A 16,621-nucleotide genomic window follows, 5' to 3' on the forward strand; every position below is an offset into this window, starting at 1 on the left:
CCAGTCTAGCCCATCAAATTTGCAAAACCGACCCGCTGGGCCGTACGACGAGGCGCAGGTGAACCCGTCTTAAGACGGTGGGACCAAACCGTGGTTCTTTAGGCTTTCCGGACTGGCGGACATAGCACACCGAACCATGTATACGAGTCTGACCCCTGTTCATTGAGTATTGGTTCAACCTGCGGTATTCGCGTACCAACTTTGCAGGCCGGTTTCTAGGTTGGATGCTAACCGCGTCCCGGCAGATTGGCAAGTCAAGCCCGCCGGTTGTGGAAACATTACTGCAGGGATGCGACCTCTTTTGTCGCCGCCTTCGACTCGTTCGCACGCTTGATCAGCTTCTTCAGCTTGCCTTCGACGTCCGAACCCGAACCGACCATCTCCGTCGTCAGCACGCCGTCGGAGTCGATGGTGAAGTAGTGCGGAATCGAGTGGATGCCGAACATATCGGTCAGCTTATGGTCGGCGTCGCGATACTGCACCCAGGTCATCTCCTGCTTGTTGATGAAATCCTTCCACTTCTTCTCGTCCGAATCCCAGCTAATGCTGATGATGACCAGCGGTTGCCCGGCGAACTCCTTTGCAATCTTCTTCATATGCGGAAGCTCTTCGTTGCACGGGCCGCACCAGGTCGCCCAGAAATCGATCAGCACCACGCGGCCGCCCATCTCGTCCAGCGTGAAGCGCGAGCCGTCGAGCGCCGTCACGGTAAACGCCGGAGCCATCTTCGACATCGAAAGCGCTGGATTTTCCGCGAAGTGCTGCGCCCGGATCTTCATCGGATCCTTGTCGGATGCGGCCGCCGCGCATGCGCTGAACCCCTCTTTGGCGTCGTCCATCTTTCCCATGCGCGCCAGCACGCAGGCGTCGCTGTAGCGCGCGGAGATGTTCTTGGGATTGTCCGTCAGCGCGGTCTGCAGCACCGCATGTGCCGCCTCCAACTGCGCGGGCTTCGGCTTCTCGCCTCCCTGGCGCAGCAACGCGTTGCTCAGATTGACCTCGGCCAGCGACTTCTCGCGAGGATTTGCGGCGAACGCAACGATCTGGTTCGCGCTGGCGACCGCATCCTTGTACTTCTGAAGCCCCATCTGAAGGTTGTATACCTCGGTCAGGCACTTCTTGCAGGCGCCGCCCGCGATCTTGTTGGCCTTCTGGTAGGAGCCGAGCGCGCCCTCGTAGTCGCGTTCGTGCGCCAGCTTCTTGGCGTTCGCCATGGCCGCGACGAACTTCGGATCGTCCTCGGCGGATGGCGCCGCCGCAGCCGGGGTCTGGGCGTGAATCCGGGGTATGAAGACAGGGGAGACGGTTAGACAAAGGCAAAGCGTGACGAGACGTAGCGCACGGCGGTTCACAGGGGCCTCCCGGGTACTGCTCTGGATGGCTCCATCTTCCTCCGCTATGCGGATAAATTCAAGAAATAAAAGCGGCTTAACCCGCGCGGCGCGAGAGCAGGTTGTCGTGATCGTCCAGCACCTCGTCCAGCATGCCGGCCAGCGACGCCGAGCGCGTCCGCATGGTGCTCTCGGTCGCCACCAGCGACCCGGCCAGCGTTTCGTATCGCCGCCGCATCATCTCCAATTCGTCGGCCATGTTCAGCGACGCCAGCACGGCCACGCGCAGGCTGTCGACGGTGCCGCCCTGCGCCGCCACCGCGCGCATCTTCGCGTCCACCATCCCGGCCAGCCGCTCGATATACGCGGCGTCGGTTCCACGCAGATGGTAGATCTGGTCGTAGATCTCAACGCTGGTCGCGTCCTGATTTACGAACGCACTGACAGGCGGATTGTCTTGAAGCTCATTCATGCGGGCCCTGGTTTCTCGGTTGTTAGAGCAGCTCGTCCATCTGTTCGAGCATCTTCTCCACGCGCTGACGGACGGTCTCGCGCTCCTGGTGCAGCGTCGTCACCTGCGTCTGCACGGCGTTCGACTGCGCGGTCAACTGATCGAGCTGCTCGCGCAGAGCCGCAACCTCGGACTCCGCCGCAGCGCGCGCCTCGCGCTCCCGCCGGACGATCTCAACTGCCCGAAGAACCTTCTGTTCAAGCGCTTGAAACTCATCGGCGCTAATGTTCGTTTCGCTCACGGTTTACTCCCTCGGAAAAGTATAGAGGCGAATGAGGTGGAAGAAAGGCCATTCCCATTCGGCGGACTCAAACTGGGTTCCAGTTTGAATCAAGAACGCCAATGTTTCCGGTGCTGTTGGCATTGCTGGTTCCATTTGTTTGTCATTCCCGAAGGGAATCTGCTTTTGCTGTTGTCTGTTTTTTTAAGAAATGTTCGGGTGCCCCATCCATCGCAGCGTTTCACCGCGATGGGTGGGACGTATACCGCCCGCACCCGGAGCTTGTGCTCGCTCATCAGGGTGCATACCCCAGGGGCTGAAGCCCCCGTCCCTGCTGGGCTTGAGTGCCAAGGCTAAAGCCTTGGCTTACCTTCAAGCAAAGGCGAAACGCAACACCGTTGGGGCAATCAAGCCCGCTGTACCCCACCCAGCCCCGTCAACACACCCACAATCGCCTCCTGCCAGCCCGTCAGCTCTCCCTCGCTCAGCGTGCGTTCGACGGACTGAAACACCGTCCGCAGCAGCAGAGAATAGTGTCCCGGAGCGACTGCCTTGCCCTTCGCATCGCGGAAGATCTCGACCGGCGTCAACCGGAGCAACTCGGCAATGCCCAGCCCGCGAATTGCCGTGGAGACCTGCTCCCAGCTCACCGCATCGGCAAACACGAACGAGAAGTCGCGCTCGACCGCCTGGTAGCGCGAAAGCTCCTTCGCGATCGCCTGCTTCAGCGGCAACGAAAGCAGATAGGCCAGATCGATCTGCGCCAGAAAGACGGGCTGCCGCAGCTTGCGCCGCCCGCTCTCCGACTGCGAGAACTCGCCGAAGTGCGCCAGCGCGCGATCTCCCAGCCAGGCCGTCGCCGCGCGCGAACCCTCAAGAAACCCCGGAATCCCGGACGCGGTAAACCGCGGCGCAGGAGCTTCGAACAGGGAAGCAAGCGACTCCACCGCCCCCTTCAGCTCGAAGAATGGCGCATCCGCCGCGCTGTAGAGAGCCGTCGCCACGCCGTCGCCCGTCAGGCCGAGCGCGAGGCTCTGCGTCTCGACCACGGTCTGCACCGACCCGCCAAAGATGGCGCCAGCCTCGAAGAGCCGGGCCGCGGGCACATCGCGGTTCAGGTTGTGCGCCAGCATCGTCACCATGCCAGGAACCAGCGATGGCCGCAGATTGCCCGCATCCTCGCTCAGCGGATTTTCGAGTGGAATCGCCGAAGCCGCCGGCGCAAAGAAGGCAGACTCCGCCGCCGAGGCGAAGGTGCTCGAAATCGCCTCGCTGAAGCCCAGCGCCAGCAGCCGGCTGCGCACCGCAGCCTCCGCGCGGGCCGTCGGATGCGCGATCACCACGCCCGGCGTCGGCAGCGTGTTGGCGAACTTGTTGTATCCATAGACACGCGCGATCTCCTCGATCAGGTCGATCTCGCGCGTGATGTCCAGCCGCCAGCTCGGGAGCTTCACGTCGTAGGTCTCGTCGCCGGTCGCGGCCAGGTGGCAGCCCAGCGCCAGCAGATACTGCCGGACGAGCGCTCCGGTGATTCCCTCGGGCGCCAGCGTCGTCCCCAGATGCCGCTGGACCTGCCTGACCGACAGCGAGACGGCGGGACGGCCAGCCGTCGCCGCCTCCAGCTCCGGCACGACCACATCGACCATCTCGCCTTCGATATACCCGCCGCAGAGCGCCAGAATGTGTTTCGTCACCAGCGCATTGGCGATCGGCGCGGCGTTGAAATCCGCTCCGCGCTCGAACCGGTGCGACGCATCGGTGTGGATCAGGTGGCGGCGCGAGCTCGCGCGAATGCTCGCCGGGTCGAACCACGCCGCCTCGACCAGGATGTTCTTCGTCTCGGCCGTAATCATCGTGTCCCAGCCGCCCATCACGCCGGCGAGGCCCAGCGCCTTCACGTCGTCGGCGACGACAAGGTCTTCGGCGACGAGCGTCCGCGTGGTCCCGTCGAGCAGCTTCAGCGTCTCGCCCGCATGCGCCCGCCGGACGGTGATGCCGCCCACGATCTTGTCCAGATCGAACGCATGCGTCGGATGCCCCATGCCCAGCAGCACGAAGTTCGTCACGTCGACCGCATTCGAGATGGACTTCTGTCCCAGCTCGCCGAAGTAGTGCGCGATGCGCCCCTCGGTATGGCCGACCGTGACGCCGCGAACCACCCGCGCCGTGAACCGCCCGCAGCCGTCCTGCGCCTCGATCCGGACAGGGAACGGCTCGACCCGCACATAGCCCGTGGGCAGCGCGGTGTCGAGCGCATGCAGCGGCACGTCGTAGATGGCGGCGATCTCGCGCGCGATGCCGTAGTGGTTCATGGCGTCGACGCGATTGGTCGTAATGTCCATGTCGAACAGCGCGCCGTCCGAATCGCCGGCTGCATCGTTGAGCTCGAAGACCCCCTCGACCGCAATGCCACGCAGGGTCAGGTCTTCAGCAAGCTGTGCATCGTCGACATCGAGGACGGGGAGATAGTGGCGGAGCCAGGGCGTAAGAACTTTCATAATAGACGTTTCCCAGTCTATCGAATCATGGCCGCGGAAACCGAAATTACTGGAGCCAATGGAACCAAAAGCGAGAGAACGCTGTCAGTAATATAGATACGGCCACCAGCTTTTCATCGGCGTTCCATCCGCATTCTTTGCCTTCGAGCCATATCCCGGAAAGCTCTGCCGCAGGTAGATCTGCCATGCGCCGCCGCAGTCGTAGGGCTTGCGGGGATCGGCGGGCATGCCGGTAAAGCGGTAGGGCTGCTGCTTATCGGCGCCGTCCGGGCCGTTCTGTAGACCGTAATTTTCGCAGGTGCTCAGCACCCTTTGCGTGTCCTCGAAGTCGTAGTTGCTGTGTCCATTAGGCGGGAAGTGGACGCTGCCGCAGCCCATGCCCCAGTGGTCGTCGCGGAAGCTGGGCAGAGGCTTGCTGAGCGGGCCGTTGGCGAGGGTGTGGTCGTTGGGATACTCCCAGCAATCGCCGAGCTTGCTCGGGCAGCTCTCGTACAGGTTGTCCATGGGCAATCCCTGGGCCTTCAGCCTGCGATTGAAGAATCGGGCCGAGGCGTCGTCGAACTCGGGAATCGCGCGCCACAGGCCCGTGTCAAAGCCGTGCCCGGTCGCGTGCGTGAAGCAGCCGACGCCAAGCCCGATGTTCAGTTCAGCGAACCGCATCGTGACATGGGCCTGACCATGCTCGGTCGGGGGCAGGCAGCCGTTGCCTGCGCATCGATCGAAGATGTGCGGCTTAGGATTTCCCTGTGCATCGTAGACCTGCACCCGCGCCGCCGTCTCAAAGATGCCGACGATGCCGTTTTCAGGCTGCCCGTCGATCTCCGGGTAGACCATCCAGACCTCGTTGATCACTCCCTGTTCGAAGAGTTCACGCAGGTTGAGGTACTTGTCCGGATCGCCGGGGTCGTGAAAGCCAAGCGCACGGGCCATCTCCGGCGAGAAGAGACCGTCGTAGTCGAACGCGGGTTTGCCCTGCGGATCGATGTGTACCGGCCAGATGCTCGGCCATGCGGTGGCGGACTGGTCACGCAGATCGGCGAGGGACACGATTTGGTATTGCAACTGAGGCTTGCTGGCAGGCACGCTATAGCCGTGGTAGCGCGAACCCTCTGCCGCTGCCTGCACCGCCTGCTTGACGAAAGCCTGGACGGCGCCTATATGAGCCCGGTTGTCCGCCACGAGTACAAGCACCCGGGGTTTCAACATGGCGATCTCGGTGTGATGCTGGCGGAGCCACGTGTCGGAATTGGTATGGCTGACCGGGTTTGGCCAGTAGTTGTAGGTCGCAACGGCCTGCCCCTGGGCGTGGCTTGCCCGCAGGCACCCGCAGAGGCAGAGGAGTCGCAGGATGTCGCGCATGCCTGGCGTGGACATGGCCGCATCATACGCTCGGCATGCGCGCCTCGGCTATCCCGCGGAGCTTCCCGCAGATCGGAACAAATTCCGTTCGCGACCAGCGGGAGCGCCACGCGAAGCCTAAGACGGCACGAAGTGCAGCGCCAAGCGAAGCCCAAGACAGCACGAAGTGCCTAGATATCGAGGTTCTTGACGTCCAGCGCGTTTTCTTCGATGAACTTCCGCCGCGACTCCACATCCTCGCCCATCAGCGTGGTGAAGATCTCTTCCGTCGCGGCGATGTCTTCGAGGCGCACCTGCATCAGCGTGCGGCGTTCGGGGTCCATGGTGGTGTCCCAGAGCTGCGGCGCGGTCATCTCGCCCAGACCCTTGTAGCGCTGGACCTGGTACTCCTTGCGGCCCTGCTCGATCACGTAGTCGAAGACCTCGCGCGGCGTCTTTTTCTCGACCGGATCCTGATTCACGCGGCTCGAACGCTTCGCCGGCTTGGCCGCGGCGGTTGCGTCGGGCACGGCGCTTTCGGTCTCAGCGACGACGCCATCGGCTGCGTCTTCCTCCGCCTCGTCGGCAGCCTCCTGAATGACGGCTGCGGCGGTCTTCGGAGCGTAGGAGATCAGGAACGGCGCCTGCAGCTTATCCTGAATCTCGTCGTACTTGCCCAGCAGTTGGCGGGTTTCGGCCGCGTTCGCCAGCGCCCAGTCGATCTTGCGCACGGCGCCCTGCGAGTCGGTAAAGCTGACCGACCAGGTCTGGTGCTCCTCGTCGAGGACGGGTTCGCCCACCGCGCGGAACTGGTACTCCTTCTCCATCTCCAGAAGACGCTGACGCATCAGCCCCAGCTTATCGATGGATTGGAAGTCCGCCTTCTGCGCCGGGGCCTTCGCCTCGTGCGCGAAGATCTTCACGAACTCAAGCGTCGCCGCCTCGTTGCGCAGCCGCTTGCCCACCTTGTCGAAGAAGCCCAGGTAGTCGCTGAGCTGCTGCATGAAGGCCGTCAACTCGGCGCCGTCGATCTTCGCCGCGCCCTCGCCGTAAGTGAGGACCATCCCGTCGGACGCGCGCTTGATCATCACCTCGACATACTGACGCTCGTCCTTGATGTACTGTTCGAACTTGCCCTTCTTGATGCGGAAGAGCGGCGGCTGAGCGATGTACACATGGCCGCGCTTGATCAGCTCCGTCATGTGGCGGAAGAAGAAGGTCAGCAGCAGCGTGCGGATGTGCGAGCCGTCGACGTCGGCATCGGTCATCAGGATCAGCTTGCCGTAGCGCAGCTTGCTGGCGTCGAAGTCGTCCTTGCCGATGCCGCAGCCCAGGGCTGTGATCATGGCGCGAATCTCCTCGTGGCCCAGCATCTTGTCGTAGCGAGCCTTTTCGACGTTGAGGATCTTGCCCTTCAGAGGCAGGATGGCCTGGAACTTGCGGTCGCGGCCCTGCTTGGCGGTTCCGCCGGCCGATTCACCCTCGACCAGATATAGTTCGCAGCGGTCCGGCTGGCGCTCGGAGCAATCGGCCAGCTTGCCCGGCAGACCGCCACCGTCCAGCGCGCCCTTGCGCCGTGTGAGGTCGCGAGCCTTGCGGGCGGCCTCGCGCGCTCGCGCGGCATCGATGGCTTTATTGATGATCTTCTTCGCCACCTGCGGATTCGTGTCGAGGAAGGCGCCCAGACGCTCGTTGACGAATGCCTGCACCGTGCCGGCGATGTTGGAGTTGAGCTTCCCCTTGGTCTGGCCTTCGAACTGCGGCTGCGAGAGTTTCACCGAGATGACGACGACCAGGCCTTCGGTCACGTCCGGGCCGGAGAGATTTTCCTTGACGTCCTTGAAGAGACCGAGCGACTGGCCGGCGGCGTTGATGGTGCGCGTCAGCGCGGAGCGGAAGCCGGCGAGATGGGTGCCGCCATCGATGGTGTTGATGTTGTTGGCAAAGGTGAAGACGGTCTCGGAGTACGCGTCGTTATACTGCAGGGCGATTTCCATCGCTACGCCATCGCGCTCGGCCTCCATGTAGATCGGCTTCTCGTGCAGCACGACCTTGCCCTTGTTCAACAGCTTGATGAACTCCGCGATGCCGCCCGTGTACTTGAAGTTCTGGGTCTTGGATTCGCCGGACTTCGCGTCCGTCTGGCGCTCGTCGGTCAGGCCGATCTCGATGCCCTTGTTCAGGAACGCGAGCTGCCGCAGCCGGTTGGCGAGCGTGTCGTAGTTGAACTCGGTCACGGTGAAGATGCTCTTGTCCGGCAGAAAGTGGACCTTGGTGCCGCGCCGGGTGCTGGGGCCGACCTTGCGCAGCAGGCTGATGGGCGCGCCCTTGCTATAGTCCTGCTCCCAGGCGAAGCCGTCGCGCCAGATCTCGACGTCGAACTCTTCGGAGAGGGCATTGACGCAGCTCACACCGACTCCGTGGAGACCACCGGAAACCTTGTAGTTCGACGCGTCGAACTTGCCGCCGGCGTGCAGCATGGTCAGGACGACCTGCACGGCGGGCATGGTCACGCCGTTGATGGTCTTGTTGTCGACCGGAATGCCGCGTCCGTCGTCGACCACGGTGATGGAGTTGTCGACGTGGATGGTGACGTCGATGCGCGTGGCGTGTCCACCCAGCGCCTCGTCCACCGAGTTGTCGACGACTTCGTACACCAGATGGTGCAGCCCCTGCTCGCCGGTCGAACCGATATACATCGCGGGCCGCAGCCGCACCGCCGCCAGACCTTCGAGCACGGTGATGTTCTCGGCGGAGTACCCGCCTCCACCCTTGGGTGCTTCGTTTGCCGCGGCGAGGTTCGGATCGAGAGGGAGGTCGCTGGGGTTCGGTGTCGTTGCCATCTGCTTTGTGGGGTCTCCGTTTGCCGGTGCGCCGGAACGGGGAACAACGCGAAAACCCGCGTTAAATCAACGTTTCGGCCCACTTCGCTATCTTGTCAGTATACCACGCAGGGGGTGGCGGAACGGCCTGCCAGTCCACGCCCGCGCTGCCCGGAATGCGGATATCGAGTACGTAATTTCCGTTGACGTCTCACCGGGCGGGTGGGAGAATCGCAGCTCTGGAGACTCTCATGATTGTCCGCGCCCTGCTTGCGATCGCCCTGGCAGCACCTGTCGCCCTCGCTCAGGATGCTGCACCGCCCCAGCCGTCCCAGGAAAAGCCCACACACCCGGTAGGCGGCATCCAAGCCGGAAAGATTCTGCATGCCGTTCCTCCTCGGTACCCGGCGGCGGCCAAGGCCGCGGGGATCGGCGGGACCGTCGTCCTCAAGGGCATTGTCGAGAAGGATGGCACGCTTGATCACTTGGAGGTGGTCAGCGGTCCCGCCGAGCTCCAGCAGGCGGCCATCGACGCGGCGTCGCAGTGGATCTACCAGCCCTACCTGCTGAACGGCCAGCCCACCTCCGTCGATACGCGCCTCAGCATCAACTTCAACCTGGGGCAGAAGCCGGCAGACACCGCCGCCGCGCCGGGAGACGGTTCCACCCTTTCGGGGTCGCGCACGATCCGCGTCTCGGGCGGCGTGCTACAAGGGATGTCGCTGACCAAGGTGCAGCCGCGTTACCCTGCTGAGGCCCGTGAGGCGCATGTCTCGGGATCGGTCGTTCTGGCCGTGGTGATTGGAAAGGACGGCCTCATCCGGAAGGTGGAGCCCATCAGTGGGCCGGATATGCTACGCGCCTCGGCCGTCGAGTCGGTCCGCCAGTGGACCTATCGCCCGTATCTGCTGAACGGTGAGCCGATCGAGGTCAATTCGACGGTGACCGTCAACTATAACTTCACCGGCGGCCCAACTCCCGCCACCGGGCCTTGAAGTCCTTTCTTTTTGCCTCCGACTCCGTTACACTTAGAAGGTTGTCCCGAATCACCAGATTCACCAAGGATTACCCATGCCTAAGTTGAAGACCCATTCGGGTGCGGCGAAGCGCTTCAAGAAGACTGGCACCGGCAAGTTCAAGCGCGGCCACTCCAAGATGCGCCACATCCTCACCTCGAAGAACAACAAGACCAAGAGCCGCCTCGGTAAGGCCGGCCTCATCTCCGACGCGGATCACTACAACGTGTCGCGGATGTTGCCCTACGCCTAAACAGCGGCAGGAATGTCTTGAATCGTTGCAGATCAAGCGGGTCCAAGCGTAGATGACCCCTGGCTAAGTTGAAATAAACAAACGCCATCGAGATCGGCAACATGCATAGCGAGTGAAGTGGAACCCTTTCCACCAGCCGCTCAAACGACGTACGCAAAAGGAGCAACACCATGCCCCGTGTAAAACGGAGTACAAAGCGCGCCGATCGCCGCCGCAAGATTCTCAAGCGCGCGAGCGGTTACTTCCTCACCAAATCCAAGCTCTACCAGGCTGCTCAGGAAGCCGTCGAGCGCGGACTCAAGTTCGCCTACACCGGCCGCAAGCAGAAGAAGCGCCAGTATCGCTCGCTCTGGATCGTCCGTATCGGCGCCGGCGCCCTCAAGAACGGCATGAGCTACTCGACTTTCATCAACGGCCTGAAGCTCGCGGGCAACACGCTCGATCGCAAGATCCTCGCAGACATCGCAGCCAACGATGCAGCCGGCTTTACCGCTCTGGTTGAGGTTGCCAAGGCAGCCCGCTCGAAGGCGGCCGCCGGCCACGCATCGGCACAGGCCGCCAAGGCGTAGTTTCAAATCCTGCATCAAACGGAGGCACGGCCCATGGGTCGTGCCTTTCGCTTTTGATGGTAGAGTTTGGTCAAGTTAAAAGGAGAGACCGGGGCATGAAGCTGGGACAGATGGTTGTGTGGGCGTTGTTTTCTAGCCGATTGCTTATCGCGCAGGCGAACTTTCCGGCGCCTATCTTCCAGCTTCAGGATGTGAAGCACAAGCTCCAGAAAAACGGCGTCCAAGTGGACGGCAATGTTCTTACCATTCGTTCGGGTGTGGGAACTCCGACGACAATCAATGTTCTTGCTTTCAGCAACGATGGCAGTCTGCTTGCAGCTGGCATGGACTTTGGCCGCGTGGTCGTTTGGAATATTACGACTCATGCCGTCGCGCACGTCGTTGAAACTGGGCAGGGGATTGTATCCGCAGTGGCGATATCGCCAGACAATCAGTTCATCGCTACCGCTGGCAGAGAGAAGAATGGGCAGCTCACCCTCTGGAATCTGGACTCCGGCAAGCTCACGCGCACCATCGATATATCGCGGACGCCAGTTCAAAGTTTGGAGTTTTGTCCAAAAGGGGATTGCCTGGTTGTGACCGAAAATGGAACCGCCATCGTCTTCGATCCGGTTCATGGGGGAACCCTTCTCGATCTTCAGGCGCTTTCCGAGCGCATGCCGGTCTTGTCAAGAGACGGAAGCGTTTTGATGACAGCGAGCGGAGACGATTTCATCCTCCGAAGGGTCGCGGACTGGAAGGTAATGCGGTCTTTCCCGAAACCGGTGAAGTATGCGTGGCCTTTGGCTCTGGATACTCAAACCGGCACATACGTCTATGGAGAGCCAAACGGCAAACCCGGGTTCGTTGTCGCCAATCTGGATGCCGATCATCCGACGAACATAACTGGGCCATCGTTGCTGCCCCAGTTCAATCCGTCAACCGGATTTTTCGCGAGTCCCGACATTTCGAGCGGGATCGTCTTCGGCCACAGCGGCGCTCGTCTCTGGGCATGGTCACCGAAGAGTGGGAAGTCTTGCTTATCCGATGTCCTCTACAGTGAAAGCGGGAAACTCAGCCCGAATGGGCTTTTCGTTGCTAGCGCGGTCGATAATGGCGTCTTTGCGGCGAAGAAGGCCGCGCCGGGCGTGCTTGTCTGGTCGACTGTTTCTGTAATCGATTCATGCTCTCTACTCAAGCCGTAAGAGGCTTTCCCGTCCGCCTCGCACGTTGTCGGCCAAACGTAAGCCGGTCTAAGCGGTAAAACGCTGCGGACAGGTATCCTATATTTATGCCCTCGTCTTCTAAGCCGTCAGCGCCGCCCCCGTTCGAATCCTGGGGACGTTATCCGAGCTACGCGGCGACCATCCTTCCCATGCACTGGCAGCAGGACTTTGCCGTTACGGCCGCCGGACTGCACGACAGTGCGCTCGCCGTCGGCATGGGCCGCAGCTATGGCGACTCCTGCCTGCTCGAAAACGGTAATCTGCTCGTCACCACGGCGATGAACCGCATGCTGCACTTCGATCCCGAGACCGGCATCCTGACCGCCGAAGCCGGTATGACGCTGGCGCAGATCCTCGACTTCGCCGTGCCGCGCGGCTTTTTTCTGCCTGTCACGCCCGGCACCAAGTACGTCACGCTCGGCGGCGCCATTGCGAACGACATTCACGGCAAGAACCATCATGTCGCCGGCACCTTCGGCAACCATGTGCTCCAGTTCGAGTTGATCCGGTCGGACGGCTCTTCGCGGCTCTGTTCGCCGACCGAAAACCCGGACTGGTTCGCCGCGACCATCGGCGGACTGGGCCTGACCGGCTTCATCACCTGGGTGCAGCTTCGGCTGAAGCCCATCGTCAGCCGCAAGATCGACTACGAGGGTATCCAGTTCCATGGCATCGACGAGTTTCTCGAGCTGACGAAGAAGTACCAGCACGTCGAATACACCGTGAGCTGGGTCGATTGCGCCAGCCGGGGCAAGAACTTCGCGCGCGGCATCTTCATGCTCGGCGAGCACTCCGAGGTTCCGGACGCGCTCACGCAGTCGCCCGAGCCAAAGCTGATCTTCCCCTTCGACGCGCCCGGCTTCGCGCTGAATCATGCGACCGTCTCGGCCTTCAACACGCTTTACTTTCACAAGCAGATGAAGCCGCACGTGAAGACGGTGCAGGACTACGAGCCGTTCTTCTATCCGCTCGACATCATGCTGAAGTGGAACCGGCTCTATGGCAAGCGCGGCCTGCTGCAGTTTCAGTACGCCATTCCGTGGGAGTCGGCGCGCGAGGGCACCATCGCCATCCTGCGCGCCATCGCGGACTCCGGCCTGGCCAGCTTTCTCGCCGTGCTGAAGGCCTTCGGCGACGTGCCTTCGCCCGGCCTGCTCAGCTTTCCGCAGCCCGGCATCACGCTCGCGCTGGACTTCCCTATTAAGGAGGGGATCACTTTTCCCCTCTTCGAGCGCCTCGCGGACATGACCCGCGACTTCGGCGGCCGGCTCTACCCGGCCAAGGACGCGGCCATGACCGCCTCCCAGTTCCAGACCTTTTACCCCCAGTGGGAGCGGCTCGCCCGCTTCCGCGACCCCCTGCTGACCTCCAGCTTCTGGGAACGCTGCACCGGAGACCGACCAAGCCTATGACCACGTCCGCAAAGAAGATCCTCGTCCTCGGCGCCACCTCCGGCATCGCCGAGGCCACCTGCCGCATCTGGGCCGCCGAAGGCGCCAGCCTCTTCCTGGTCGCGCGCAACCAGACCAAGCTCGAAGCCGTCGCCGCCGACCTGAAGACGCGTGGAGCCGCCTACATCGACATCGCGGTCGCCGATCTCGACGACACGGAGCAGCACCCGGCGCTGCTGGCCCATGCCATCAACTCGCTCACCGGCATGGACATCGCCTACCTGGCGCACGGCATTCTGGGCGACCAGACCGAGGCCGAGCGGGAGTTCGCCACCGCCGAGCAGATTCTCCACACCAACTTCATCGCGCCGGTCTCGATGCTCACGTGGCTGGCGAACTACTGCGTCCAGCGCAAGGCGGGCACGCTGGCCGTCATCTCGTCGGTCGCGGGAGACCGCGGACGCAAGTCGAACTACGTCTACGGCAGCTCGAAGGCCGGCCTGTCGGCGTTTCTCGGCGGTCTGCGCAACCGCGTCGACCGCGAGGGCGTCACGGTGCTGACGATCAAGCCCGGCCCGACCAAAACCGCGATGACCGCCGCCATGCCCGGCCAATCCAAGATGGCCGACGTGAACTCCGTCGCGAAGACCATCGCCAAGGCGATCACGGCAGGGAAGGACACGCTCTATGTGCCGTTCCAGTGGCAGCCCATCATGTTCATCATCCGGAATATCCCGGAGAGCATCTTCAAAAAGTTGAACCTCTGACGTCGGCTTTTGTCATTCCCGAAGGGAATCTGCTTCTGCCTTTGTCTTACTGTCACCCGACCTGCTGCTGTTGAGCCATCTGCTGCGTCCTTGTCGGCGCGGGCAACTGCTCCGGCAGCGCCTGCGCCTTTTCGACCAGGATCGACCAGTCCTCCGGCACCGGCAGCTCCTGATCCATCGTCGGCGCGCCTTCGCTGGGCGTGACGCGTACGGCGACCGTCAGCTCGCTCGACGTGCGTCCGCGGAAGATGCCGTGCGTCGGCGGCACGTCGGAGTAGTCGCGTCCGATCGCCGTGCGGATGTGCCGGTCGCCGGCGACGAGATGGTTGGTCGGGTCGAAGCCCACCCAACCCAGGTGCGGCAGCAGCACCTCGATCCACGCGTGCGTAGCGGACGAGGCCGAGCGATCCGTCTCCTTGCCGCCGTGGAAGAGGTAGCCACTGACGTAGCGGCAGGGAATCCGCAGCTTCGAGCGCACCAGCGTGATCATGATGTGGGCGAAGTCCTGGCAGACGCCCATCCGGCTGGTCAGCGCGACATCGATCGGCGAGTCCACCCTGGTCGACTTCGGCTTGTAGTCGAAGTAGTCGTAGAGCGCGTGGTTCAGCTCATGCATCAGCATCAGCGGATCGTCGCGGCGCGTCAGGTTCAGCTTGGTCGCCAGCTCGTCCAGCAGCGCGGTCGGCTCGGTGAACTCGCTCGGCAACAGGAACTCCCAGTAGTCGCCCTCGGCCACCATCGCGTCCAGCTCCGCCCAGGCGTCGGGCGTCAGGAAGGACGGTATCTGGATCGACGGCTGCACCTCGACGAGCGACTCGGCGACGATGACCAACTGCCCGTGCTGGCCGGGAATGTCGAAGTGGTGGACGTGGTTCGCCAGGTGGTCGCGATAGCTGAAGACGCGGCAACGCGGGCTGACCGAGAGATGAAAGGTCAGGCAGCGCTGGTTCTGGTCGCTCCGCGGATGCATCCGCGTCTCCATCATGCTCTCGCTCACCATGTCGCTGTAGAGGAACTTCGTCAGATGCCGAATCGAGTAGTACATCTCGCCTCCTCCTGAACTCCTGGTCATGCCATACATCGCCTGCGTCATCGTGCCTCATTACCCTGCCAGCGCCGCCTGGATCGAATAATCCACGTAGAGCTGATAGATCGTGCTGTGAATCGCTCCGCACTGCGTCTGGATGCCGCGCAGATACGCCACCACATCCTGCGCCATGATCTCGTCCACGTCGGAGTAGCTGAGCGAGCCCTGCAGCTTGCCCGCGAGCCGCCGCAACTGGTCCGCGCGGCTCTTGCCGCTCTCGCGCTGGATCGCGCCCAGCGCCTGCTGCAGGCTGTCGATCGAGAAGCGCAGCGAGTGCGGAAACTCCTCGTCGAGCAACAAAAACTCCATAATCTTCTCGGGCGTCAGGTCGGCGGTGTAGACCTTGCAGTAGGCCTCGAACGCCGTCGCCGAACGCAGCAGCCCCATCCATTCGAGATATTCGTTGCCCTCGGGGCGCTCCGGCTGCAGCCACAGGTCTTCGTGATAGGCCTCGAGCAGCATGGCGGTTGCCGAGGCGCGCTCGATGTAGCGGCCCACCTGAATAAACTGCCAGCCCTCGCCGTGGCTCATGGTGGAGTCGCTGACGCCCTGAAACTGGTGGACCGCCTCCATCACCTGCTGCAGGAACTCGGTCGGCTCGGCGGACTGCGCGCCCACGGCGCCGTTCTCCATGCGCTTGTACTGAATCTCGGGCCGGGTCACCTGCAGGTAGAGGCTGTTCAGCCGGTGCCACTGCTCGGTGGAGATCTGCTCGCGGACATGGCGCGAGTTCTCGCGCGCCGCGATAATGAGCGACAGGATCGAAGCCTTGTTCTCGGTATCGAAGGTCAGCGCGCGGGTCAGCGCGTAGGGATCGCCCGTCCACTCGACGTCCTTGGGATTGCCGAGCGCCTGCAGGACGCGCTGCCAGCGCCGGTCCGCGCTGGTGGGGCTTTCGTCCAGCATCAGGTTCAGATTCACGTCGAGCAGGCGCGTGGTGTGCTCCGCGCGCTCGAGGTAACGGCTCATCCAGTAGAGACTATCCGCAACACGACTTAGCAATTATGCCCCCTCTATCGTTCGTCGTCGTATCTCGTAAAGCTGAAGTAGAAGTTCAACTTCAGACCTAACTCAAGCGCGTGTGCCATAAGATCGCGCGAAGGCCCCAGGACAGTTCCCAGATGATTTTCCGCAAATTGTATTACCGCTTCCAGGCCAAGTGAAAACGATTCGACGCCCGGAAAGCGGGCCAACTCCAGCAGGTGCTCCCGGTGCTCTTTCATGTAAAGCACTGCCGTATCATCCTGCTCGTACCAACTCATTGTCGAACTATCGCCAAGCTCAAACGAAACACCACTGTGATCTGGACGCCGCCAAACCCAGCTTGGCTTCAGCGTGCTGGATGCGAGAAAGGCGTCAACATCAAATTTATCTCCCGACGCCAGTATCCAAAAATAACTGGTACTTTTATCCGCTCTAAGGACGTCCTCCCCAATATGAGTTGTCGCGTTCTGGATGTCGATGCTAACGATTTGTCGTTCTAGGTTGTACTGCACCGCAATATTTGGCGCGATATCAGCGGTAGTATGGACCGTGTCGCCGTCTCGCAAAGCGACATGGAATGAATCGTTATTCCTCTTGTATCGAAGCCTCATAGGATGTTTTGTCCTCTT

At 62.2% G+C, this 16,621-nt stretch carries 15 protein-coding genes and 1 other RNA gene; 6 read left to right on the forward strand and 10 right to left on the reverse strand.

All coding sequences use genetic code 11. The features are described 5' to 3' along the window. Positions 1-25 precede the first annotated feature (25 nt). The 7 genes from ssrS to gyrB all read right to left on the reverse strand — a co-directional run bounded on the left by ssrS (position 26) and on the right by gyrB (position 8,741). Positions 26-213, reverse strand: a non-coding RNA gene (gene ssrS, locus CHB87_RS14760) — 6S RNA. A gap of 65 nt (positions 214-278) precedes the next feature. Next, positions 279-1,352 carry a redoxin domain-containing protein gene (locus CHB87_RS14765; protein WP_245818011.1) on the reverse strand — a complete coding sequence of 358 codons (1,074 nt, stop codon included), beginning with the start codon at positions 1,350-1,352 and terminating at the stop codon, positions 279-281. A gap of 76 nt (positions 1,353-1,428) precedes the next feature. Continuing rightward, positions 1,429-1,803, reverse strand: coding sequence for a cell division protein ZapA (locus CHB87_RS14770; RefSeq protein WP_089409206.1), 375 nt, complete (start codon positions 1,801-1,803; stop codon positions 1,429-1,431). A 22-nt stretch (positions 1,804-1,825) separates the two neighbouring features. Further along, positions 1,826-2,083, reverse strand: coding sequence for a hypothetical protein (locus tag CHB87_RS14775; protein ID WP_089409207.1), 258 nt, complete (start codon positions 2,081-2,083; stop codon positions 1,826-1,828). A gap of 386 nt (positions 2,084-2,469) precedes the next feature. Further along, positions 2,470-4,560 (reverse strand): phenylalanine--tRNA ligase subunit beta, encoded by a 2,091-nt coding sequence (gene pheT / locus CHB87_RS14780; protein WP_089409208.1) that lies wholly within the window; start codon positions 4,558-4,560, stop codon positions 2,470-2,472. Positions 4,561-4,644: 84 nt separating this feature from the next. After that, the gene (locus tag CHB87_RS14785; protein WP_089409209.1) at positions 4,645-5,934 is read right to left on the reverse strand and encodes a hypothetical protein; all 1,290 of its coding nucleotides are present in this window, start codon (positions 5,932-5,934) and stop codon (positions 4,645-4,647) included. A gap of 155 nt (positions 5,935-6,089) precedes the next feature. Further along, on the reverse strand, positions 6,090-8,741 hold the full coding sequence (gyrB, locus tag CHB87_RS14790) for a DNA topoisomerase (ATP-hydrolyzing) subunit B (RefSeq protein WP_089409210.1): 2,652 nt from the start codon (positions 8,739-8,741) through the stop codon (positions 6,090-6,092). Between the two features lie 230 nt (positions 8,742-8,971). On the opposite strand from gyrB, the gene CHB87_RS14795 reads away from it, so the two are divergent. The 6 genes from CHB87_RS14795 (at position 8,972) to CHB87_RS14820 (ending at position 13,921) form a co-directional block, all read left to right on the forward strand. Next, a complete protein-coding gene (locus tag CHB87_RS14795) occupies positions 8,972-9,715 on the forward strand; it encodes an energy transducer TonB (protein ID WP_089409211.1) in 744 nt (247 codons plus the stop codon). A gap of 76 nt (positions 9,716-9,791) precedes the next feature. Further along, entirely contained in the window at positions 9,792-9,989 is a 198-nt protein-coding gene (gene rpmI / locus CHB87_RS14800) for a 50S ribosomal protein L35 (RefSeq protein WP_089409212.1), read from the forward strand. 170 nt (positions 9,990-10,159) lie between these two features. Continuing rightward, on the forward strand, positions 10,160-10,558 hold the full coding sequence (gene rplT, locus CHB87_RS14805) for a 50S ribosomal protein L20 (protein WP_089409213.1): 399 nt from the start codon (positions 10,160-10,162) through the stop codon (positions 10,556-10,558). A gap of 95 nt (positions 10,559-10,653) precedes the next feature. After that, the gene (locus CHB87_RS14810) at positions 10,654-11,742 is read left to right on the forward strand and encodes a WD40 repeat domain-containing protein (protein ID WP_089409214.1); all 1,089 of its coding nucleotides are present in this window, start codon (positions 10,654-10,656) and stop codon (positions 11,740-11,742) included. A gap of 86 nt (positions 11,743-11,828) precedes the next feature. Beyond that, positions 11,829-13,175 (forward strand): FAD-binding oxidoreductase, encoded by a 1,347-nt coding sequence (locus tag CHB87_RS14815; RefSeq protein WP_089409215.1) that lies wholly within the window; start codon positions 11,829-11,831, stop codon positions 13,173-13,175. After that, positions 13,172-13,921, forward strand: a complete 750-nt coding sequence (locus tag CHB87_RS14820) for an SDR family oxidoreductase (RefSeq protein WP_089409216.1) — start codon at positions 13,172-13,174, stop codon at positions 13,919-13,921. The genes CHB87_RS14815 and CHB87_RS14820 overlap by 4 nt, the downstream gene beginning before the upstream one ends. 52 nt (positions 13,922-13,973) lie before the next feature. Here CHB87_RS14820 and CHB87_RS14825 read toward each other — a convergent pair whose 3' ends face one another. Genes CHB87_RS14825 through CHB87_RS14835 form a run of 3 tightly spaced genes read right to left on the reverse strand, consistent with a single transcriptional unit; the run spans position 13,974 to position 16,603 of the window. Then, positions 13,974-14,966: a transglutaminase family protein gene (locus CHB87_RS14825; RefSeq protein ID WP_089409217.1), complete on the reverse strand. Its 993-nt coding sequence runs from the start codon at positions 14,964-14,966 to the stop codon at positions 13,974-13,976. A gap of 57 nt (positions 14,967-15,023) precedes the next feature. Then, positions 15,024-16,010: an alpha-E domain-containing protein gene (locus tag CHB87_RS14830; RefSeq protein WP_089409218.1), complete on the reverse strand. Its 987-nt coding sequence runs from the start codon at positions 16,008-16,010 to the stop codon at positions 15,024-15,026. Between the two features lie 11 nt (positions 16,011-16,021). Beyond that, a complete protein-coding gene (locus CHB87_RS14835; protein ID WP_089409219.1) occupies positions 16,022-16,603 on the reverse strand; it encodes a DUF2283 domain-containing protein in 582 nt (193 codons plus the stop codon). Between the last annotated feature and the right edge of the window lie 18 nt (positions 16,604-16,621).

The sequence above is a fragment of the Granulicella rosea genome, assembly GCF_900188085.1.
Lineage (GTDB): Bacteria > Acidobacteriota > Terriglobia > Terriglobales > Acidobacteriaceae > Edaphobacter > Edaphobacter rosea.